This window comes from Candidatus Kaiserbacteria bacterium (assembly GCA_016699245.1).
Lineage (GTDB): Bacteria > Patescibacteriota > Minisyncoccia > Phycocordibacterales > UBA918 > Damh-18.
In genome coordinates this window covers 246,321-269,113 of record CP064968.1, presented here as the reverse complement: position 1 = coordinate 269,113, position 22,793 = coordinate 246,321, and the positions used below count along the sequence as shown (strand labels likewise).

The window sequence follows — 22,793 nt, the reverse complement described above, 5'->3', positions numbered from 1 at the left end:
TTGATGCTCATACTATGAAAGAAAACGTTTTTGTTGGGGTGTCGGGAGGAGTAGATTCAAGCGTCGCACTCGTACGTGTGCTCCGCGCTGGACACCGTGCCACAGCGGTCTTCATCAAAACTTGGCAACCTGATTTTATAACCTGTAACTGGGAAAAAGAACGTCTCGACGCAATGCGCGTTGCTGCCCACCTCGAAGTACCATTTATCACCTTTGACGGCGAGGAGGCATATAAGAATGAGGTGGCTGATTATATGATTCGAGAATACACGCTCGGCCGTACACCGAACCCAGATGTGATGTGTAACCAGCATGTGAAGTTCGGAGCATTTCTTTGCTTTGCAATCGAGCACGGTGCAACAAAAATTGCCACAGGGCACTATGCAGAAGTGCAGATGAACAATGGGCGGTATACGTTGCTTCGCGGAGTCGACTCAGATAAAGATCAAAGTTACTTTCTTTGGACGCTTTCACAGGAACAACTTGCACACACACTTTTTCCTGTAGGTGATACAGAAAAATCAGAAATACGAATTGAGGCGAAAAGAGCAACTTTGCCCACATCTGCAAAACACGACAGTCAGGGTATCTGTTTCCTTGGACCAGTCGATATTAAAGACTTTTTGTCACACTACGTCGACGTGGCGCCGGGAAATGTACTTAATGAGGAAGGGCAGGTGATAGGCTCACATGATGGTGCACTCTACTACACACGAGGGCAACGCCATGGCTTTTCTATCCTCCCCTCACAGGATGTAACACGTCCGTATTACATTGTTGAGAAAGATACACGTGCAAATACAATCACTGTTTCTACAGAACAGCGGACATGTGCGAACGCTCGCGTCGTGCTGTCTGACATCAATCTCATTACCGAATCTCTTCCCCCCACATGTGAGGCGCAATTCCGTTATCGTCAAAAACCTTTCAACGTTAGTGTAGAAATGACTTCTGAGAGCCATGCTATGCTTACTGTACAAGATGCACATGTCGACATGCCATCAGTGGGGCAGTCCTGTGTACTCTATGCAGGAAGAGCATGTCTTGGAGGTGGGATAATTAATGATATTTTATGATAATCACAAAAGCCGATGGCACAACTGAAGAATTTAAGTCACATAAACTTATATCTTCTCTTAAGAGAGCCGGTGCGCGACCGGAGGAAATCATGCGTATTTTGATGGAAGTAGAGACATCACTTAAGGAAGGCATGAAAACGCAATTGATTTATCAAAAAGCATTTCAGTTACTCCGTGAAAGTGATGATCCTGTTGCGGCAAAATACTCACTACGCCGTGCAGTATTCAGCCTTGGCCCTACGGGTTTCCCCTTTGAAGATTTTCTTGGAAAAATTTTTGAAGCAGAAGGGTACACGACAAAGCGTCGTCTTGTCCTACGAGGAAAATGTGCAGTACATGAAGTTGACCTTGCTGCTTATTCGCCCTCAGAAACATTCATTGCAGAAGCAAAATTTCATGCAAAGCCAGGTATCAAATCTGATTTGCAGGTAGCAATGTACTCATATGCGCGCTATCTTGATTTACAATCTGCACGCATTGGAAAACACGACACTAATGGTATTGTTGCCCTGTACCTCATCACCAACACAAAATTCACAAATGCTGCTATAAAGTATGCTGAGTGTAGTGGAATCAAATTACTCAGTTGGGATTATCCCAAGCATGATTCACTCCACAAAAAAATTGAGCGACTTGGCACATATCCAATTACAGTGCTCACACATTTGAGTACCGGGCAGAAACAGTACTTGCTTCAGCATGGATTCATCTTGTGCTCTGATATTAGTAAAAACCCTTCTGTTTTACACGAACTCGGGTTGCCAAAACAAAAATTTGATGCTGTGCTCCACGAAGCATCATCACTCTGTGGCTCAAAATAAGTTTTTTTGACAAGTTGTATATCAATTTGTCGAGTAATGTGGCTCACATCCTCATTATTGTTACATGGTATAATCAGCACCATCATTATTAAGCGTTATAGTCATTCGTACGAATATGTCAGAAGTTGAAAAGCAGGAGAGTCAGAAGACCGTTGTAGCGTTCATTACTGGTTTGCTCATTGGAGGTCTGCTTGTGTGGGTATTTTCTTCAACACCAGAAGCAAAGCAAGTGCCCGAAGAAAAGACTACCGATACTGAACAAGTTGAAAAAGCAGATGAAGAGAAGTCAGAAGAGGTGAAGGCTGATTCGAAAGAAGTGACGAAAGATGTCACATCAACTGATACAGTAGTTGGCAAAGGTGCACTCGACGTAAAAGACCAAGCAGCTGGAAAAGTAGTTACACTTTCGAAAGTTGAGTTTCCGACAAAGAACGGCTGGATAGTAGTACGCGATTATGTTGACGGTACCTCAGGTAAAGTCCTCGGCGCAGCGAGGTACAGCGAAGCAGAGGGACTTACACCTACATCGGTGGAGCTCATGCGAGGAACTATTAAGGACAGTTCATACCAAGTGGTATTTTTCACAAACGCCGGTGACGCTGGATTCTCACTTACTGAGGACAAGGTCATCGTTGGCGGAGAAGTTACATTCAAGGCAAACTAACACCATTAACGTGTAGTACAAAAAATCCTGCACATGCAGGATTTTTTGTACTACGATACATGATGATATACTGAAAGCTATGGGAACATTTGTAAAAAAGTATAATCCAAACAGAAATGCAGATTGGAATTACGGAGGATCAAAGTGGCGACTTTCACGCTCAAAAATTGATTTATTTGTAGAATGTCCACGATGCTTCTATATTGACAATAAACTCGGTACTGCACGTCCGCGTGGGCCAGCATTTACTCTTAATGTAGCGGTAGATGCTCTTTTCAAGAAAGAGTTTGATGTATACCGTGCTTCACAGACGGCTCATCCACTTATGGAAAAATACCACATCGATGCAGTACCCTTTGCCCATAAGCATATGGATATATGGCGAGACAACTTCGAAGGTATTGCATATGTTGATCCAGAAACTAAACTGACGATTTCAGGTGCAGTAGATGACATTTGGCTTAGGCGAGACGGTAAACTTATTGTTGTCGATTATAAAGCAACTGCAAAGGAGGGAACCATTCTGACACTTGCTGATTCTTCGTGGGAAGCACAGTACAAACGTCAGATAGGTGTCTATCAATGGCTTTTCACAAAGAATGGTTTTGAAGTGGACGAGACTGGATACTTTGTGTATGCAAATGGTCAAAGCAACAAAGATGGCTTCCATGATACACTTCATTTTGAAACTACCGTAGTACCATGCAAAGGAGAAAATGACTGGCTTCCGCCCACACTTATAGAGATTAAGGGGTGTTTAGATTCTGAGGTGTTTCCAAAGTCTGGAGATGCGTGCGAATTTTGCCCCTACCGTGAGTCATGTGGTCGAAAGCTTCAAGAAATTCATAAAAATGCCCAGAAATAAGTTCACGCACATGGGTAAAACAAACTGTGCAAATAGTGTACTGGTTGAGTATAATAACAAAGAAGAAATTATCAAAAGAGTTATTAAGTATACATTTCATGGATGCAGCAACAGAACTTAAACGAATAAACGAAGACAAGCAAAAACTTGAAGTTTCTCAACGAACAATCGCAAGCAAATTACAACAAATTGAAGCTCGTCTTAAATCAAAACAACAAGAAGTAAACACAGCAGAAGCCGAACTCTTGAAAATTCAACGTGAGGCGACAGAGATGCATACAGAGAATGCAAAACTTGCAACACAGCATTCAGTCCTTGCACAAAAATTTGCTGATGCCTCAAAGCGTGCAGATGATGAAAAGGCAAAAGCACAAGACGAAAAGAATAAAAAATAATCATTGTGGCCTACTCGTACGCAATAGAACAAGCAATTAAGGCTGCTTCAGTGCTTCACAAAGACCAGGTACGGAAGGGAAGTGTGCCGTATCCCTATGTCACGCATCTTTTTGCTGTGGCAACTATTGTGGCAGACTATACTACTGATGAGGATACTATTGTGGCTGCACTTCTCCATGATACGCTCGAGGATACTGACTACACAGAAAAGGAACTCGAGGACGACTTTGGTGGTGCAGTACGAGATATTGTTGTAGCACTCACTGAACCCCCTGTTTCCGATTACGATCGAAAAAATATCTTTTTCCAAAAAAAAGAGTACTTAAAACAAATTAAAGACGCATCGGAACGAGCACTCATTGTGGTTGCAGCTGATAAAATCCACAATATGCGTTCTATAGTTGAGGAGTATTTCGATGATCACTCATCATTTTTGTCTCACTTTGGTACACATATTGAAGATAGGCTCATGGTATACCAAGAAATTAGCAATGTGCTCAACAGACGTCTCAAAAATCAAATTCTCTCAGAGTTTAACAGCGTATTTACTGAATACAAAAACTTCTTACACGATGTCGAAAAAAAGCGTACTGAATACTAAGGCACAATTAGACCCAAAAGATTTACCCGTAAAAACACTGAGCAAAAGTGATTTTGCGTGGGTTGATTGGCAACCAAAACATTTTAGAAATTTTCCTAATAAAGCAATTTCTGAACTAAAGAATGATTACGATGTTATAAAGAAAATTCCATCTTCTGAACGTACATTTGAAAATACTGTATGTGCGTTGGAACAATGTGGTCGTGAATATGGCCAGAAAATTCATTACGTAGGCTTTTTGTCTGAAGTATCACCTAAAAAATCAGTTCGAGAAATGGCTCACAAGGTTACTGAAGAATTTTCGCACTTGATTGTTGATGTCGTGTACGACGAGGGTATCTATAGAGCACTGTGTGAGTACGCTGAAAAAAAAGAAAAACTTCACGGCGAAGACAAAATTCTTTTTGACGATACTATGCGTGGGTATCGTCGTATGGGCTTTGGTCTACCGAAGAGAAAACAAGAAGTACTTAAGAAAAATCTCAAGGAACTTTCTCGACTTTCAATTACCTTTAGAAAAAACATCAATGATTACAAAGACTATATTACACTCACTGCCGATGAGGCTATCGGCCTTTCGAATAGATTTCTTTCTAGTCTCAAAAAAGACAGCAGGGGGAGATATCTTGTGTCACTTGAGTATCCAGAAATTGGACCATTTTTGGAGAATTCTCCAAATGATTTAAAACGCAAGGAAATTGTTGATAAAAATGCACGAAAGGGGGGACCAGCAAACATCAAGCTCCTTAAGCGAATCATAGCTTTACGTCAAGCAAATGCGAAATTGCTGGACTATAAAACATTTGCACACTATGCAATAGAGGAGCGTATGGCAAAAACACCTGAAAACGTCATGAAGTTTCTCAATAGTATTGTGAAAAAAGTTGAAAAAGGTGCACAAAATGACAAGAACGAACTACTTTCGTTCAAGCGAGAATTTACAAAAAACCCTCGTGTCTCAATTGAATACTACGATTCGTATTATGTGAATCAACTACAAAAGCAAAAGTATTCTGTTGATTCAGAGAAAATTCGTGAGTATTTTCCTTTTGAAAAGGTGCGGGAAGGAGTTTTTGGAACATACCAGAAACTTTTCAGTGTAAAATTTGAAAGAGTTTTAGACTATCCTCTCTGGCACCCTGATGTTGAACTTTATGCTATTACTGAGAACAAAAAGATACTTGCATATTTTTCTATGGATCTTTTCCCCCGCGATGGAAAGTACGGACATGCTGCAGCATTTGACCTTATTGACGGCAGAGTCAAAGAGGGGCACTACATTGCTCCTCTTGCTGCACTTGTCTGTAATTTTTCAAAACCATCCAAAGAAAACCCATCTCTACTTTCGCATGATGAGGTTGAAACATTTTTTCACGAATTTGGACACATTATGCATGATGTACTTACGAAGACACGATACGAGTCGCAAGCTGGTTTTCATGTGGCGTGGGATTTCGTGGAAATGCCCTCACAAATGCTCGAGAACTGGGGGTGGAACAAAGATATTCTCAGAAAAATCTCTGGACATTATAAAACAAATGCACGATTACCAGAGATGTTAATTACAAACATGTTACGTGCACAAAAATTTAGAATTTCAACGATGTACTTGCGACAAATGCTTTTGTCTCTTTTTGACATGAAATTGCATTTTGAAAGAGCACCGGGTGCTCCACAAGAAATTTATCGTCAAATGGTAAAAGATATAGTTGGTCATACTCTACCTAAAACTCAACTTTTTCCAGCAGGATTCGGTCATATCGTCGGAGGATATGAGGCTGGGTACTATTCGTATGCGTGGGCAAAAGTGTATGCACAGGATATGTTTACAAGATTTGAAAGTGAAGGAATCCTTAACACAAAAACAGGGAATGACTACCGCACATGGATTTTGGAAAAAGGAGGCTCTATCGATGAAATGACCTTAATCAAAAAATTTCTTGGTAGAGCACCAAACAATAAAGCATTTCTAAAGTACATTAGCCAAGACCGTGCATAGTCATCGGAAAATCAAAAACCTTTGAAAACACGCTGATATAGAAAAAACTGTACAAATCTTGTATAGTGTCCTCACTATGTCTGGAAATGAAATTAGAGCAAAATATCTTGCGTATATGGAAAAGCGGGGGCATGCGATTATCCCATCCTCAGCGCTCATTCCTGAGAATGACCCAACCACGCTTTTTACCGGTAGTGGCATGCAACCACTCGTGCCTTTTCTTATGGGAGAAGAACACCCTATGGGCACACGCCTCGCCGATTCACAAAAGTGTTTTCGCGCAGAGGACATCGAGGAAGTTGGTGACAATCGCCACACCACATTCTTCGAGATGTTGGGCAACTGGTCTTTAGGTGACTACTTCAAAAACGAGCAAATTCCCTGGATCTACGGATTTCTTGTAGAGGAAATCAAACTCAATCCGGAAAATATCTATGTGTCGGTATTTGCAGGCGATGAAACAAACAACGTGCCCCGCGACACCGTGGCTGCTGAACTCTGGCAAGGACTTTTCGCTGTGCGTAATATCACCAATGGCGTTGCATTCATGGGTTCCGAAAGGGAGGGTGGGGAACGTGGCATGAAGGACGGCGAACGCATTTTCTATTACGATGCATCAAAAAATTGGTGGAGCAGAGCAGGAAAGCCAGAGAAAATGCCTATTGGTGAAATAGGCGGTCCTGATACTGAGATGTTTTATGACTTTGGGACACCCCACGATGAAAAATTTGGCCCACACTGCCATCCCAATTGTGATTGCGGACGTTTTCTTGAAATTGGTAATTCTGTCTTTATCGAATACATCAAAGCCGAAGACGGTACGTTCCAAAAACTTCCAAAGCAGAATGTTGATTTTGGTGGTGGACTCGAGCGCATGGCTGCGGCAGCTAATGGTAATGGAGATGTGTTCACCATCGACCTCCTTCAAAATGTAGTTACTAAAATTGAGGAACTCTCGGGTAAAAAGTATACAGAGCATCAGATGGCGTTCCGCGTCATTACCGATCATATTCGCGGAGCAGTTTTTATGATAAGCGAGGCAATTTATCCTGCCAACTCAGAGCAGGGTTACTTTACACGTCGTCTTTTGCGAAGAGCGGTACGCTATGCAGATATTGTAGGTGTCCCAAACGGTGAATTAAAACTTCTTGCAAAAAGTGTTATTGATACGTACAAGGAGCATTACACAAAGATAGCTGAACATGAAGCCGATATTATCGACACCATCCATGGAGAAGAAGTGCAGTTTAGAAAAACACTGGAAAATGGGTTGAAAGAATTCAATAAAATTGCACTCAAAGTCACTCTCCCCATAAAACGTGAAGAAGGAAAGGTGGTTGTGGATAGAAGCAAGAAAATTATCCCTCAAAAGTTTATTACGGGCGAAAATGCTTTTAATCTCTTTACTACCTACGGCTTCCCGATTGAACTCACTATAGAAATTGCAAAAGAGCGGGGTATGACTGTTGCGATGGGTGAATTCAAAAAACTCATGGAGGAACATCGTGAACTCTCGCGTGCGGGTGCAGAGCAAAAGTTTAAAGGAGGACTTGCCGACCATTCAGATACTGTAGTCATGTACCATACCGCCACCCATCTTCTTCTTGCGGGACTTCGAAATGAACTCGGGACGGGTGTGCATCAGGCGGGCTCTAATATTACTGGTGAACGTCTTCGTTTTGACTTCACCTATAATGAAAAGGTTTCTCCAGATGTACTCACGCGTGTCGAGGCATTTGTGAATGAAGCAATTACACACAACGCAAAAGTACGTGTTGACACACTCTCAAAAACTGAAGCAGAAAACGACCCAAGTATCGAAGGAAGTTTCTGGGAGAAGTATCCCGATCAAGTAAAGGTCTATTCAATCGTAGGCGATACCGGTGTCGTGTACTCTCGCGAACTCTGTGGTGGCCCACACGTAGAAACGACAGGCGCAATCACCGGCACCTTTAAAATTCAAAAAGAAGAGTCTTCCTCTCGTGGTGTAAGGCGCATAAAAGCAGTGCTCGAATAATAAAGTGACGTATTAAAGCCATGATTTATGGTGTTTTTGTGACGTCTGGTGACACTTGCTAGTACATGGATATGTGGTATAATATTTATGTTACTTTTTTCCTAGAAAGGGGAAATCATGAGTAAAGTTCTTTCACTTTTTGTTTTTGCTTTTACGTTTGTCTTCAGTGCAAGTTTTGCACTCGCTAATGAAGGTGACTATGTCGTTGAGAGGCCGATAACAATGCGGCCCATACCGCCAGAACCATATTACGCACCTGGCACCGAGGTGATTCCACCGCAACGATGGCAGTATATGCCTCCTCGTCGGTATCAACGTGAAGAGTATTTTTATGCTCCACCGCAAATACAAAGACGTGAAGTTTACATTTACAGGTTTGAAGTTCGTCCTAGACACTACAGGGATGACCGACACTACCGGGATGACAGACATGACTGGCGCCATCGACGTCACGAGCGTTAAAGGTGCAGGCCGGGGTTCCATTTTTTTGGAAACCCGGCCTTTTTGTATGAAACTACTCCATAAAGAAAACAAGATTCAAACTACATGACTGAGTATCTGATTTCAATTATTTAAAACTGTAGATTACTCACACTTTTGCAACGCGTCTCACGGTATACTATTGGTACATGTTTAATCTTCGCCACAACAGCAGCGATACTGTGTATGGTGTGCTCGTTGATATCAGTTCTGGAACCGTGGGAATTGCTATTGTTGCATCACCAAAGGGCGCGAAACTTCCGCAACTTATCTATACCCACCGTAACACCATGCGCATTACTGAGCACGGCTCTGAAAAGTCAGAAAATATCCGTCGCGTTCGAGAGGCACTTTTCTCTGCGTCGCTCATTCTTTCTCAGGAAGGGAAGCAGGTACTCAACGAGTTTGATTCGAATGCTGTCATAACGAAAATGTATGTTACGTGCTCCTCGCCATGGTCTTATACGGTAGCTCGCACTGTGCATTTCGAGGACAATGTACCATTTAGAATTACGAATTCAATCATTAATGACCTCATTCAGAGTGCTGAATCAGAAATTCTTAATCATATTCGTGGGGTAGAACATGTCACCAGTAATGGATTTAGTATAGTCGAACGCGCTACTGTCGATATAACCGTCAATGATTATCCGGTGGTTCACCCGTTAAATTTAAAAGGTACTATTTTAGGTCTTTCACATATCACAGGACTGGTTCCCCAGGAAATTCTTGATGCGGTGAATGAAGTACAAGAAAAATTATTCACTGAGACAGAACTTCGAACACACACATACATGCTCATTATGTATTGTGTTCTCCGTGATATTTTTCCAAGACTCAATACATTATGTATCGTTGACATTACGGGAGAAGAAACTGAATTTGCTATTGTGGAGAATGGTCTCCTCATCGAAAATTCCTCCGTCCCTGTGGGAAGCAATACTTTTATTAGAGAAATAATGAAAAGCACTGGAAAACCCTCTGCTGATATTCAATCTCACATGAGTCTTGTGGGGAATGAAGCACACCTCAATGCAGCTGAATTTACTCCTCATATAGAATCATACAAAAAACAAATTTCTGAAACACTCAGCCAACTTCTCGAGCATCGTTCTATTCCTGCTGATATTGTCATTACTGCTCACAAACCTTTCGAGCGATTTTTTGCACCAATTATTGAGAATGTCTTCAAAGACACTATCAAAAACGAACCGCGTATTCTATCAATTAGCCAAAATATCATCGATGAAATCTCACATGGGGCAGGAGATGATGTGTATTTGGCCCTCGGAGCACGGTTTTTCCACAAACTACACGGTTGCAGTGAACTACATTACGAATAAAGGTATATACTTATTACAATGGCTCAAAAATGGAATCTTCAAGATATCAAACCTGCAGGTGGAAAAGCACCTAAAGCGTCTTTAGTGCGTGAGGTTCAAATACAAGCACCAGAGCGTCGCCCTCGCACAGACATAGCACCACGCATCCAACGACCAGAACCAATCGAGACTCAGTTTGACGACTCAGACCTCTCTACTATCGACATAATTGATGGCAAGTCTGAAAAACGTCACCGAGTCATTGTGACCTCTGCTGTGTCCGTTTTCATTATTGCGCTTGTTTTTGTGGTCAACATTTTTCTTGGCGGTGCCGATGTTACCGTGCACCCAAAAATTAGAGACGTGGCAGTCCAATCGAGCTTCCTTATATACACTGCACCGCAAACAGGCGAGCTTGGGTATGAGTTACTTTCCCTCGAGGAATCAGGAGAGCGTCAGGTAAAGGCAAGTGGCAAAGAGCAAGTATCACTCCGATCGGAAGGCAAGATTTTTGTATACAACAAGAGCACAAGCCTTCAAAGACTCATCAAAAATACACGGTTTGAAAGCCCCGACGGTTTTGTGTATCGCATCAAAGAATCCATTGAAGTTCCTGCATCAATTAAAGACGCAAAGGGTGTTGTTGTCCCAGGTAGTGTTGTTGCCGATGTATTTGCTGACAGCACCGGTGAGAAGTTCAACATTAAACCTACAAAGTTCACTGTTCCAGGATTAAAAGGAAGTGACCAGTTTGATAATGTCTATGGTGAGTCAACGGTAGCCTTTACCGGTGGGTTTGAGGGAGAAAAGTACATATTAGACGAACAAGAACTCAATACTGCACAACAGGCACTTCATGTAGAGCTCCGCGATAAACTTCTCAAACGTCTTGAGGAAGAGAAGCCAGCTGGGTTCGTAGTCTACAAAGACGCGGTGACTTTTGTCTACGAAACGCTTCCTTCCACAGAGTACGGTGATTCACTCGCCACCATCAAGGAGCAGGCTCGTTTACAAGTTCCCATTCTCAAGGAGCCAGAATTAGCCGCATATTTAGCAAAGAAGTCTGTCACTGACTATAACAACGAATCCGTTTTACTTTCTGACCCACAAACACTTACCTTCTCCTACACTGATGCAACTACGGGAACAACTGATATCAAGAACAATCAATCACTCGATATAACTTTAAAAGGTAATACACAGATAGTCTGGAAATTCGACGAAGATGTACTCAAAGGAGAACTCGTCGGCAAGAAAAAGTCTGAGGCTGACTTAGTACTCAGTAAGTACAGTAGTTCTATCTCAAAAGCTCAATCAGAAATACGTCCTTTCTGGGCTAATTCATTTCCAAAATCTCCAAAAGATATCACTATAACGACCATAATCGGAGAATAGAAATACAGTGTAAAACAGAAGTGGATACAGGTAGTTGACTCTTTTAGTATAGTTTGTTAAAATCACGGTCGTTTGATGCAAGAAAAATCAGACAAAGAACAACTCGTCTATGGAACTGTAGAGGAGGCGCTCCCTAATGCGCTTTTTCGAGTTTTACTGGATGGAGCTGAGACACCGATAATTGCGTACCTAGCAGGGAAAATGCGAAAATTTAAAATTCGTGTTCTCGTTGGAGACAGGGTAGCAGTAGTTCCTGAACCATACGGTGGAAAAGCACGAATCTCTAAACGCCTTTAATTATGAAAGTTCGATCATCAGTCAAAAAAATTAGTCCAGACGACAAGATTGTCCGCCGTCGCGGTCATGTGTATGTTATTAACAAAAAGAAACCTCGTAATAAGCAACGACAAGGATAAATATGAGAATTTCAGGTATTACAATTCCAGATACAAAGCATCTTGAGTTTGGCCTTACAGCCGTTCATGGCATTGGTCATTCTCGAGCTATTTCTATACTCAAGGAATTACACATTGATCTCTATAAGACAACAGGCGACCTTACCACTGATGAGGAGAACGCAATCCGTGAAAAGGTTGAGTCTTTCACCATTGAAGGTGAACTGAAGCGTGAAGTGAGCGGTAACATTAAGCGTCTCAAGGACATCCAGTCATACCGCGGTAGTCGCCACGCAAAGCGTTTGCCCGCACGTGGACAGCGTACAAAGACGAACGCGCGTACACTAAAAGGTGTTAAAAAGACTATGGGATCTGGTCGCCGTAAGCTCGAAAAGACTTAATTTCATTTGATTATTTATACTAACGATTGACCTATGGGTAAGAAAAGAATTATCAAAAAAGGAGGAAACGATTCGAGTGCGTCATCACGCGCGCTTGCTCGTATTCCAAAAAAGAAAGTGGCTATCGGCACACTGAATATTCTTGCAACGTTCAACAATACACTCCTCACACTGTGTGACAACAAAGGAAATGCACTTATTGCTGCATCAAGTGGCGCACTTGGCTTCAAGGGTTCACGAAAAAGCACACCATTCGCAGCTGCAAAGGTTGGTGAAATTCTTGGCGAGAAAGCAACACAGATGGGCATGAAGGATGCCAATGTTATTATCCGCGGGATTGGCGCAGGTCGTGAGTCAGCACTCCGTGGTTTCTCAAGTAAAGGCATCACTATTACCAGCATCGTTGATCAGACACCGGTACCGCACAACGGTCCGCGTCCACCTAAGCCCCGACGAATCTAATTGAACGAATATGATAATTGGACCTAAATACAAAATTGCAAAGCGTCTCGGAGCACCAATCTTCGAAAAGACACAGACTCAAAAGTTTGCACTTTCAGAGGCTCGTTCAGCGCGCAACAAGACTCGTCGCCCAGGCATGATGTCTGACTACAAGAAGCAACTCATTGAAAAGCAAAAAATGCGTTTCAGTTACGGTATTTCTGAAAAGCAACTCTCTGGATATGTACATGATGCGGTAGAACAAAGCAATCAGCCTATTGGTGCGCTCATTGCTCGCCTTGAATCTCGTCTTGATAATGTAGTCTATCGTCTTGGTTTTGCAAAAACCAGACGTCTTGCACGTCAAATTGTTTCTCACGGTCATATTCTCGTCAATGGCCGACGCCTCAATATTCCCTCTCATAAGGTGAGTATTGGAAGCGTTATTTCTGTCCGTGAGCAAAGCAAACAATCTCCACTGTTTGTTGTCCTTGGTGAAGCGCTCGCAACACAGACCGCACCACACTGGCTTACTCTTAATGCGAAGGAGCTGTCCGGAGAGAAAAAAGCAGAACCGACCTATGAACCATCTGAAACACAGTTTGATCCTCAGCAAGTCCTTGAGTATTACAGTCGTTAATAATTAATACCATAACTAACGTACTATGCTTGAAACCAACGTCGCATTGCCATCAAAGCCACGAGTAATCAAAGAGGAAGAATTCTCTGGTGTTTTTGAGATTGATGGTCTGTACCCTGGGTACGGCCATACCCTTGGAAACTCACTTCGTCGCATCATTCTTTCATCACTCCCTGGTGCAGCTATTACCCAAGTCAAAATTGAAGGTGTACAACATGAGTTTTCTACGATTGCAGGCATAAAAGAGGATGTCGTGACGATTCTTTTGAATCTCAAACGTGTACGTCTTCTTATGCACAGCGATACACCACTCACCATTTCATTGAAGGCAAGCGGCGCGCAGGTGGTAACTGCGGCACAAATCAGCACTCCAAGTCAGATAACTATTCTTAACCCTGAACAAAAGATTGCTGAGATTACTGAGAAGGGAACAACGCTCGATCTTGAAGTGACTGTTGAACACGGACTTGGATACGTACCACGAGAGGTACACCAAAAAGAGAAGGTGGACATTGGTACTATTGCACTTGACGCTGTATTCACCCCGATTCGTCGTGTGAACTACGAGGTGGAGAATATGCGCGTTGGTGATCGTACTGATTACAACCGTCTCCGTGTCTTTATTGAGACCGATGGGACATTGACTCCACGTCAGGCCCTCGAAAACTCAATCGAGATTATGGTGCACCAGCTCAAGGCTATCATTGGCTTCCAAGATAGTATACAACGTCCAACTGAAGCAGTGCGTACCGACGCAGAAGAAGTAGAGGATGAGGTAGGAGAAGTAGATGCTGATGTGCTCAAGACACGCATCGAAACACTTGATTTTTCAACACGCACACTCGGTGCACTTGAGAATGCAAATATCAGAACGCTTGGTGGGCTTGTGCGAAAGAAAAAAGATGATATTCTAGCGCTCGATGGCATTGGTCCAAAAGGGGTAGAAGAACTTGAGGCTATCCTCGCCAAGATGAATTTAGGTTTTAAAGAATAACATGCGACACCACAGCCAAAACAGAACATTCGGACGATCACGCAGTCAGCGCACCGCGCTTCTTCGTGGTCTCGCACTTTCCCTCATTGAACACGGAAAGATACACACCACTGAGGCAAAAGCGAAAGAACTTCGCCCGTATGTCGAGAAACTTATCACAAAGGGTAAAAACGACACTGTCGCATCTCGCCGTCTCGTGATGAGTATTTTGGGAGAACCACACACCAATGTGGTCTCAAAGCTGTTTAGTGATGTGGCAAAAAGATACACAGAGCGTAACGGGGGATATACACGCATTATTAAATTAGGTGAAACAAAGGCAGGGCGCACAGAAGCGTACATTGAACTTGTATAACGATATGGAAAAGAAAGAATTTATCATTGATGCAACAGGAAAGCGACTCGGTCGCGTAGCAACAGAAGTTGCGTCAATTTTGCTTGGAAAGAATACGACACATGTCGCCAAGAACCTCGTCGAGCCTGTCACCGTAAAGGTAACCAACGCTTCTAAACTCGATATTTCTGAGAAGCGTGGAAAGGAGGAGTTTCAGAGTTACTCTGGATACCCAGGAGGTCGTCGTGTGGAGACACTCGATCACCTTGGCAAGCGACTTGGCTACGCAGAAGTGGTAACGCGTGTGGTAAAGGGTATGCTCCCTAAGAACAAACTACAGACACCACGTCTCCATAATCTCGAAGTAACTGAATAATGACTATGGCAACGAAACAATATATTGAAGGAATTGGACGACGCAAAACTGCAACCGCACGTGTTCGTGTCACTAAAGCAAATGAGACTCGAGTAATCGTGAATGAAAAGGCACTTGCTGAGTACTTCACCGCGGCAACACTCCAGAAAAATTTGCTCTCCGTACTTGAAACTGCAGATGCAGGAATCGAGAACTACGAAATCAGTGCACACGTGCAAGGAGGTGGACTCAGTTCACAATCAGATGCCATTAGACTAGGAATCGCACGTGCACTCTTGAAAGAGAAGGCAGAGCGCCGCATCCCACTCAAGAAAGCTGGCTTCCTCAAGCGCGACCCTCGCGCCGTAGAACGAAAGAAGTTCGGTCTAAAAAAAGCCCGCAAAAGCCCACAGTGGTCGAAAAGATAAAACAAATGCCCCCTTCGGGGCATTTGTTCTTTTCGACGACCGGAGCGATATTTTTCTGCCCCATGGCCTCAAAAAATATAGTCGCTCACGCTCATCTGAGTATGAGTCATTGGTATGGGAGATATTCTGGATTCTGCAAAGTTCAGTCGCTTCTTAACTTTTTTCTCTGGGGAGATAAAAAAGTGAAGGCCTCAAAAAATATAGTCGCTCACGCTCATCTGAGTATGAGTCATTGGTATGGGAGATATTCTGGATTCTGCAAAGTTCAGTCGCTTCTTAACTTTTTTCTCTGGGGAGATAAAAAAGTGAAGGCCTCAAAAAATATAGTCGCTCACGCTCATTATTTTTTGGGCACCTTGACGCTCCGCCATTATCGTGATTAAATAAAATTTGCTTCAGTTCCTGATTCAATTCAAACACTTTCACTTCAACCATATTTTGGAGGTACTCATGGCCAACTCTTTAACCCCTGTTGATGTAGATTTCTTTGCTTCATTTGCAGAAGCTGCTGGTTCACCATCTTTGTCGTTACACCATCGTATCGAGGAGATGAAAAGCGGTACGCTCACTGTTGCAAAGTTCATTTATGTCATCGAGGACTTGGTGTGTGAACTCGACGAAAGTCATAATGCATCAGTGACAAGTTCTCCTTACGACGCCGAAGTTCGCGAAATGGCATCAAAGTGGAGTCATTCCGCGCCAGAGATTTTTGATTTTCTGGAATCGGTCAAAGCGTTAAACAAGCAAGGTGATGTCACAGAGGACCATCTTGGAATGCTCGCGATCATCTATGATCTATTGAATAAGAGGATGCAAACATTCATCCAAGAAGGCCAACCCGCCTAAACACAACCCAAACTGCCCACGGACCTGTTGATTCATTCAGCAGGTCCTTTTCATTTTTGAAATGTATCAAGTATCAATGCGACGCCTTGATATATTTATGTGGCGATCCTATTTAATTTTCGAGAAAATACTTTTTTGACAGTACCATAAATCGCAGTTATAATGCACGCACTATGGTACATACACATGATAAAGACGAGGAGGAAGAGATTGTTACGGAGGATGACACTATACCTCAAGATTCCGAAATGGATTTAGAAGATGAGGAAGAGCAACTCAGTGATAAGTTAAATAACCTGCGCAGAAAACTTGCCGTATGTGAAGCAGAGAAGCAGAAGCATCTAGAAGAATTGCAAAGAACACGCGCCGATTTCCTCAACAGCAGACGTCGTCTCGAGGAACAGGTGGTGCGCGACAAAGAACGCGCAACCGACAAGATACTCGTGGAGTTACTTATCCTTGCGGACAGTTTCGACATAGCGATGAACGATAAGGAATGGGCTTCTGTCGACGCCAAATGGCGGTCAGGTGTAGAGGCCATCCAGGCCACACTCGCATCACTCCTCAGACAATACCAGGTGGCATCACAAGACCCCGTTGGCTCATCCTTTAATCCCGAAGAGCATGAAGCGGTCTTGAATACACCGGTCACCGATGAGACACAGATAGATACCGTCATCGCAGTACTGCAGAAGGGATACAAGCGCGGCGACCACATCATCAGACCCGCACGTGTCGTTGTCGGCACTGAATAATTACTCGCATTCACTATTAGATAGTTTTAAAAAAAATCATTATGGCAAAAATTCTTGGTATTGACCTTGGCACAACCAACTCAGCAATGGCGATTATTGAAGGCAGCGAGCCGACGATAATCGAAAACGCGGAGGGTAATCGCACCACACCATCCATTGTTGCTATTTCCAAAACTGGAGAGCGTCTTGTGGGACAAATTGCAAAACGACAGGCGGTCACCAACCCAAAAAATACCATCTACGGTATTAAGCGCTTTATGGGTCACAACTTTGACGAGAAGGTAGTTCAGAGCGACAAAGGAATTGTCCCATATGAAGTAAGAGAGGGAAGTGACAAAGGTGTCGTGGTGCACATGGGAGAGAAAGACTACCGCCCTGAAGAAGTTTCTGCAATGATCCTTTCAAAAATGAAAGCAGATGCAGAGGCGAAACTTGGTGAAAAAATTACTGAGGCAGTTATAACGGTGCCTGCCTACTTTAACGACGCACAAAGAAAGGCAACGCAGGATGCAGGAAAGATTGCTGGTCTCGACGTAAAACGCATCATTAACGAGCCAACTGCAGCAGCCCTCGCATACGGTTTTAATAAAAAGAAAGAGGAGAAAATTGTGGTATTTGACTTTGGAGGCGGTACCTTTGACGTTACCGTACTTGAAGTAGGTGATGACGTGATTGAGGTACAGTCGACTGATGGTGATGCGCACATGGGCGGCCGCGACATCGATCAAAAAATTGTTCGTCATTTTATTGCTGAGTTTAAGAGTCTTGAAGGCATCGACCTTGGCAAAGATGCGCTCGCACTCCAGCGTCTTGATGAAGCAGCAGAAAAAGCAAAACATGAACTTTCTTCAACAGGCGAAGCGGAAATAAATATCCCCTTCATCACCTCAGACGCCAATGGTCCTAAACACCTTCTCTTGAAGCTCACTCGTGCAAAACTCGAAGAAATTGCACACGAATACATCGATCGCTCAATCGAGATTACAAAGCGCGCACTCGAAGCATCCGGACTTAAAAAAGAAGAGATTGATGAAATCATTCTTGTGGGAGGGCAGACACGTATGCCCCGTATCGTCGAGCGTGTAAAAGAACTCTTTGGAAAGGAGCCAAACAAAACGGTAAATCCAGACGAGGTAGTAGCGCTCGGTGCGGCTATCCAAGCAGGTATCCTGCAAGGCGATGTGCACGACATCACGCTCGTGGATGTGATTCCACTTTCACTCGGTATCGAAACTATGGGTGGTGTGTCCACAAAATTGGTAGAGAAAAACACGCACATTCCCACCAAGCGAGAACAAATTTTTTCTACTGCTGCTGACAATCAAACATCAGTAGAGATTCACATTACACAAGGAGAACGCCCAATGGCAGGGGACAACAAATCACTCGGTCGCTTTATCCTCGATGGTATCCCACCTGCGCCTCGTGGCATGCCGCAGGTAGAGGTTATCTTTGATGTTGACGCCAATGGTGTACTTAATGTAATTGCAAAAGACAAGTCAACCGGCAAAGAACAGAAAATTCGTATTGAGGCAAACTCTGGTCTCACCCCTTCTGACATCGAGCGTATGAAACAAGAGGCAGAAGCACACGCTGGTGAGGACGAGAAAAAGAAGCAACTCATTGAATCACGCAACTTGGCTGATCAAATGATATACACTGCAGAAAAATCGCTTATCGACCACAAAGATGCTATTACTCCAGAACTCAAAGCAGGCGTCGAAGAGAAAGTGAAGGCGCTCCGTGAGGTCAAGGATAAAGACGACAACGAGGCAATCAAAACAAAAACGCAAGAACTTTCCTCAGAAATGCAGAAGATTGGTGAAGCAATGCAAAAACAACCACCACAGGAAAGTGCTGCGCAACCAGAACAAAAACCCGACGAAGGCAATATTCGCGATGCTGAATCTGGAGAAAAGCCAACTAACTAACATCGTATGAAAAACTATTACGAAATCCTCGGTATCGAAAAAAGCGCCTCAAAAGACGAGGTGAAAAAGGCATTTCGTAAACTAGCTGCAAAGTATCATCCCGACAAGAAGACGGGCGACGAAGCAAAGTTTAAGGAAATAAGCGAAGCATACGCAACACTCAGTGATGAGAAGAAGCGTGCTGAGTATGACACCTTTGGTCGCTCGTATACAGGAGGCGGTGCGGGAGCACAACAGGGTGGTCAGTGGGGTGGTTTCCAAAGTGGCTTTGGTGGTGCAGGAGTAGAATTTGATATCAATGATATCTTCCAAAACTTTGGCGACATGTTTGGTGGCGGTGGAGGTGGTGGACAGCGTCGTGCACGTGGAAATGACATCTCTGTGGACATCGAACTCTCTTTCAAAGAATCAATTTTTGGTACCAAGCGAACACTCAAACTCACCAAGAATAATGCCTGCAACACCTGTAATGGTACGGGTGCAAAGCCAAAGAGCGAGATGGTTACCTGTGCTACGTGTAATGGTAACGGTCGTATCCGCGAGACGCGCCAAAGTATCTTAGGACAATTTGCAACCGTGCGTGAATGTAGTGATTGTAATGGGACGGGAAAGATGTCAAAGGAGAAATGTGCCGATTGCGCAGGAGGCGGGGTGCGACGTTCTGAGGACATTATCGACATCAATGTTCCTCCTGGTATCGAACCGGGTGAGATGATTCGTATGACAGGCAGAGGAGAGGGAGTAAAAGGCGGTACCTCTGGTGACTTATACATAAAGGTGCATGTACAACGTCACCAGAGCATCCACAGGAGCGATAGCACCCTTGAGACGACCCTTAAGGTTAAACTCACCGATGCACTCCTTGGTGCGACGTACGGTGTTGAGACACTCGATGGCATCATTCAAATTAAAATCCCTGAAGGGGTGAAGCACGGTGAGATTCTGAGGATAAAAGGAAAGGGAGTTCCCGTGGGCTCATCCCGTGGCGACTTCCATGCAAAGATTTCTATCGACATCCCCGAGAAACTTTCAAGAAATGCACGAAGACTTGTCGAGGAATTGAGGAAGGAGAATATATAAAACACATTAACAAAACACCGCAGACCCAAAAGGTTTGCGGTGTTTTGTTTACACATACATTTGAAAAAATACCACACGTTCTAAACACCCCAAGCCCAAAAGTACTCATTAGTGAGTATAATATAACAAGTGAATCCTGAAGACATCATCACACTACTCAAGGAATCTGTATTTATGATTTCGGTTTTTGGTGTACTTCTTTTTTATGCCATGGCAAGAGGGCGTTATGCACTCATTAATGTAATTCTTGCTCTCTACCTCGCACTTCTTATCTCCATAAAATTTCCATACTATGAGCAAGTAGCACAGGGGGAGGGGGACGGCGCCGCTATAGCAAAAATTCTCATCTTTCTTGCATTTGTAGTCGTAGGTACACTTCTTTTTCGTCGCCATATTCCGGGCGACGATTATGAGCCTGCCTTTCATCGCTTTGGTAAAAAACTACTCCTCGCGGCCATGGGTACCATACTTGTCATGATATTTAGTTTTCACGCGCTCCCCGTAACCGAAATCATTACCCCAGGCACTCCTATTCAGTCTCTCTTCGCCCCCACAGAAAACTTCTTCTGGTGGCTCATCCTCCCACTTGTTGCTCTGTTTTTTGTGTAATGATTAAAAATATTCACTCAAGCAAATAATATTTTCATATGTACAAAAAGCAATTTAATGAATGGAATACTATCAAGAAGAATGTTGACACCTACTCGCACAAACCTCCGCTCTTTAAGGACAGAGAAATATGGTGGTGTACGTTTGGAGTAAATGTTGGTTCTGAAGAGTGTGGTAAAAATCTATTTTTTAGACGTCCTGTTTTGGTTATAAAAAAACTTTCACAGACATCATTTATAGGAGTACCACTTTCTACAAAATCAAATTCTGGATCATGGTATGTTGATGTAACTCATAGTGATGGGTTAAAAAACACTGCAAATGTTGCGCAAGTTCGATATATCGATTATAGAAGACTTGATAAAAGGATCGGGACTCTTGATTCAATCGATTTTAAAAAAGTTCAAGACCAGCTAGGGAAAGTACTGGGTATATAACATAAATCCCCGCCCTTGCGGGCGGGGGACGTGGCTAATGCCAAATGTATGTATATAATACCAGAGAAGGGCTGTATGTCAAAATGTAATATAGGCTTGTGAATGCCATGACCGAAATCATTACCCCAGGCACTCCTATTCAGTCTCTCTTTGCCCCCACAGAAAACTTCTTCTGGTGGCTCATCCTCCCGCTTGTTGCTCTGTTTTTTGTGTAACGTTTGATTCGATCATTGTAATTTAAAATAAACAACGTACACTTATTTTATGCTTACTGAATTCAGAGGGAAACAATGGTTTTTTGAAGAATTATATTCCGACCATACTTTTGGTTTTGAAGTTAGCGACGTGCTCGTTCCTGAGTACAATACTGGCTTTCAAAAACTAATGGTCCTTAATACGCCTCGATTCGGAAAAGTGCTTGTGCTCGACAATGTCGTGCAATTTGCGGAATTTGATGAATATTTTTATCACGAGAGTATGGCTCATACCGCACTTTTTTCTCATGAAAACCCTCAAAATGTGCTCATAATAGGCGGGGGAGACTGTGGAGTCGCACGCGAAGTACTCAAGCATCATACTGTTGAAAAAGTCACGATAGTTGATATCGACCCACACGTTACAGAAATTTCAAAACTACATTTTCCATCAGCATCTCATGCTGCACTCAATGATTCGCGACTTACCATTCTTCACGAAGATGCATCTCACATTGATACATTATCCGAACAAAACACATTCGATATAATCCTCATGGATACTACAGATAATACTGGTAACGCAGTACCGTTGTTCCAGGGAGCATTCACCGACAAGATATACTCACTTCTTACGACAAACGGTATTCTCATGCGACTTGGAGGATCAAGACTCCTTCAAGCAAATGAACTACAAGCAGTATCCCGGGATACAATACGAGTATTTGGAAATGATAATGTACTCAATGTCACATTCTGTGGAGCTGCAACGTACTATGGCGGCCCTTTCTCGCTTGTGATAGCAGGGAAAAATGCACCACTTACGTCGGGTCATAAAAATGCAAACTTGATTCAAGCCAATTGGTATTCGGAGTCTCAGCGAGTACACATGCTTTCACAGGTGATACCATAACATCGCATACACAATAAGCTATATGTATGAGGAAAGATTGTCCACAAGTGATTTGATTTTAACAACTATTGTGTTATAATCTAAAAACATGAAAGCCACAATTTGGAATTTTCGTTTTTACATTGACGAGACAGACCCTAAAAAGGTGTTTGAATTCGGTAAGTCAGCATTAGAAAAGGCTGAGTTTATGATGATTGGATTCAGTGAGCACCATTTTTATCCCTATGGCTACACAGCTTTATGGCTCATTGCCGAAAGCCATTTTGCTATCCACACGTTTCCAGAGCAAAAAACCACCTACTGTGAACTTTCGTCATGCAATTCTGCAAAACATGCGATTTTTGTAGAAGACATGAAAAAATATGGGGTGAAGGAAGTTGAGTAAAGAGATGAACATACTC

27 protein-coding genes are annotated in these 22,793 nt (G+C 43.1%); all 27 read left to right on the top strand.

Translation table 11 applies throughout. The annotated features are described in order from the left end of the window. The first annotated feature begins 14 nt into the window (after nt 1-14). The 27 genes from mnmA to IPH92_01145 all read left to right on the top strand — a co-directional run bounded on the left by mnmA (nt 15) and on the right by IPH92_01145 (nt 22,777). The gene (mnmA, locus tag IPH92_01275) at nt 15-1,076 is read left to right on the top strand and encodes a tRNA 2-thiouridine(34) synthase MnmA (GenBank protein QQR65198.1); all 1,062 of its coding nucleotides are present in this window, start codon (nt 15-17) and stop codon (nt 1,074-1,076) included. Continuing rightward, the gene (locus IPH92_01270; protein QQR65197.1) at nt 1,073-1,900 is read left to right on the top strand and encodes an ATPase; all 828 of its coding nucleotides are present in this window, start codon (nt 1,073-1,075) and stop codon (nt 1,898-1,900) included. Before mnmA ends, IPH92_01270 begins: the two co-directional genes overlap by 4 nt. Before the next feature lie 115 nt (nt 1,901-2,015). Further along, a complete protein-coding gene (locus IPH92_01265) occupies nt 2,016-2,564 on the top strand; it encodes a hypothetical protein (protein ID QQR65196.1) in 549 nt (182 codons plus the stop codon). A gap of 79 nt (nt 2,565-2,643) precedes the next feature. Beyond that, nucleotides 2,644-3,429, top strand: a complete 786-nt coding sequence (locus tag IPH92_01260) for a PD-(D/E)XK nuclease family protein (protein ID QQR65195.1) — start codon at nt 2,644-2,646, stop codon at nt 3,427-3,429. Between the two features lie 98 nt (nt 3,430-3,527). Next, a complete protein-coding gene (locus tag IPH92_01255) occupies nt 3,528-3,824 on the top strand; it encodes a hypothetical protein (protein QQR65194.1) in 297 nt (98 codons plus the stop codon). Nucleotides 3,825-3,829: 5 nt separating this feature from the next. Next, the gene (locus IPH92_01250) at nt 3,830-4,426 is read left to right on the top strand and encodes a bifunctional (p)ppGpp synthetase/guanosine-3',5'-bis(diphosphate) 3'-pyrophosphohydrolase (protein QQR65193.1); all 597 of its coding nucleotides are present in this window, start codon (nt 3,830-3,832) and stop codon (nt 4,424-4,426) included. Next, on the top strand, nt 4,398-6,425 hold the full coding sequence (locus tag IPH92_01245; GenBank protein ID QQR65192.1) for a Zn-dependent oligopeptidase: 2,028 nt from the start codon (nt 4,398-4,400) through the stop codon (nt 6,423-6,425). Before IPH92_01250 ends, IPH92_01245 begins: the two co-directional genes overlap by 29 nt. Before the next feature lie 76 nt (nt 6,426-6,501). Next, a complete protein-coding gene (locus IPH92_01240) occupies nt 6,502-8,442 on the top strand; it encodes an alanine--tRNA ligase (GenBank protein ID QQR65191.1) in 1,941 nt (646 codons plus the stop codon). A gap of 629 nt (nt 8,443-9,071) precedes the next feature. After that, nucleotides 9,072-10,265: a hypothetical protein gene (locus IPH92_01235; GenBank protein ID QQR65190.1), complete on the top strand. Its 1,194-nt coding sequence runs from the start codon at nt 9,072-9,074 to the stop codon at nt 10,263-10,265. An 18-nt stretch (nt 10,266-10,283) separates the two neighbouring features. Next, nucleotides 10,284-11,639 (top strand): hypothetical protein, encoded by a 1,356-nt coding sequence (locus tag IPH92_01230; protein QQR65189.1) that lies wholly within the window; start codon nt 10,284-10,286, stop codon nt 11,637-11,639. A gap of 75 nt (nt 11,640-11,714) precedes the next feature. Beyond that, nucleotides 11,715-11,936, top strand: coding sequence for a translation initiation factor IF-1 (gene infA, locus IPH92_01225; protein QQR65188.1), 222 nt, complete (start codon nt 11,715-11,717; stop codon nt 11,934-11,936). 2 nt (nt 11,937-11,938) lie between these two features. Then, complete coding sequence (gene rpmJ / locus IPH92_01220; GenBank protein QQR65187.1) at nt 11,939-12,055, top strand: 50S ribosomal protein L36; 117 nt, start codon at nt 11,939-11,941, stop codon at nt 12,053-12,055. A 2-nt stretch (nt 12,056-12,057) separates the two neighbouring features. After that, nucleotides 12,058-12,435, top strand: a complete 378-nt coding sequence (gene rpsM / locus IPH92_01215; protein QQR65186.1) for a 30S ribosomal protein S13 — start codon at nt 12,058-12,060, stop codon at nt 12,433-12,435. Between the two features lie 33 nt (nt 12,436-12,468). Then, a complete protein-coding gene (gene rpsK, locus IPH92_01210; protein QQR65185.1) occupies nt 12,469-12,897 on the top strand; it encodes a 30S ribosomal protein S11 in 429 nt (142 codons plus the stop codon). A gap of 10 nt (nt 12,898-12,907) precedes the next feature. Then, nucleotides 12,908-13,516: a 30S ribosomal protein S4 gene (gene rpsD / locus IPH92_01205; protein ID QQR65184.1), complete on the top strand. Its 609-nt coding sequence runs from the start codon at nt 12,908-12,910 to the stop codon at nt 13,514-13,516. A gap of 25 nt (nt 13,517-13,541) precedes the next feature. Further along, nucleotides 13,542-14,510, top strand: a complete 969-nt coding sequence (locus IPH92_01200; protein ID QQR65183.1) for a DNA-directed RNA polymerase subunit alpha — start codon at nt 13,542-13,544, stop codon at nt 14,508-14,510. 1 nt (nt 14,511) lies between these two features. After that, complete coding sequence (gene rplQ / locus IPH92_01195; GenBank protein QQR65182.1) at nt 14,512-14,865, top strand: 50S ribosomal protein L17; 354 nt, start codon at nt 14,512-14,514, stop codon at nt 14,863-14,865. Between the two features lie 4 nt (nt 14,866-14,869). Further along, nucleotides 14,870-15,220, top strand: a complete 351-nt coding sequence (locus IPH92_01190; GenBank protein ID QQR65181.1) for an uL13 family ribosomal protein — start codon at nt 14,870-14,872, stop codon at nt 15,218-15,220. 5 nt (nt 15,221-15,225) lie between these two features. Next, nucleotides 15,226-15,627, top strand: coding sequence for a 30S ribosomal protein S9 (gene rpsI / locus IPH92_01185; protein QQR65180.1), 402 nt, complete (start codon nt 15,226-15,228; stop codon nt 15,625-15,627). A 450-nt stretch (nt 15,628-16,077) separates the two neighbouring features. After that, the gene (locus tag IPH92_01180; GenBank protein ID QQR65179.1) at nt 16,078-16,473 is read left to right on the top strand and encodes a hypothetical protein; all 396 of its coding nucleotides are present in this window, start codon (nt 16,078-16,080) and stop codon (nt 16,471-16,473) included. Between the two features lie 173 nt (nt 16,474-16,646). After that, nucleotides 16,647-17,228 carry a nucleotide exchange factor GrpE gene (locus tag IPH92_01175; GenBank protein ID QQR65178.1) on the top strand — a complete coding sequence of 194 codons (582 nt, stop codon included), beginning with the start codon at nt 16,647-16,649 and terminating at the stop codon, nt 17,226-17,228. A 41-nt stretch (nt 17,229-17,269) separates the two neighbouring features. Then, complete coding sequence (gene dnaK / locus IPH92_01170; GenBank protein ID QQR65177.1) at nt 17,270-19,159, top strand: molecular chaperone DnaK; 1,890 nt, start codon at nt 17,270-17,272, stop codon at nt 19,157-19,159. Nucleotides 19,160-19,165: 6 nt separating this feature from the next. Next, on the top strand, nt 19,166-20,239 hold the full coding sequence (dnaJ, locus tag IPH92_01165; protein ID QQR65176.1) for a molecular chaperone DnaJ: 1,074 nt from the start codon (nt 19,166-19,168) through the stop codon (nt 20,237-20,239). Between the two features lie 129 nt (nt 20,240-20,368). Further along, nucleotides 20,369-20,848: a hypothetical protein gene (locus tag IPH92_01160; protein QQR65175.1), complete on the top strand. Its 480-nt coding sequence runs from the start codon at nt 20,369-20,371 to the stop codon at nt 20,846-20,848. A gap of 38 nt (nt 20,849-20,886) precedes the next feature. Further along, a complete protein-coding gene (locus IPH92_01155) occupies nt 20,887-21,285 on the top strand; it encodes a type II toxin-antitoxin system PemK/MazF family toxin (GenBank protein QQR65174.1) in 399 nt (132 codons plus the stop codon). A 264-nt stretch (nt 21,286-21,549) separates the two neighbouring features. After that, entirely contained in the window at nt 21,550-22,392 is an 843-nt protein-coding gene (locus tag IPH92_01150; GenBank protein QQR65173.1) for a fused MFS/spermidine synthase, read from the top strand. An 88-nt stretch (nt 22,393-22,480) separates the two neighbouring features. Then, the gene (locus IPH92_01145; GenBank protein ID QQR65172.1) at nt 22,481-22,777 is read left to right on the top strand and encodes an S-adenosylmethionine decarboxylase; all 297 of its coding nucleotides are present in this window, start codon (nt 22,481-22,483) and stop codon (nt 22,775-22,777) included. Nucleotides 22,778-22,793: the final 16 nt, after the last annotated feature.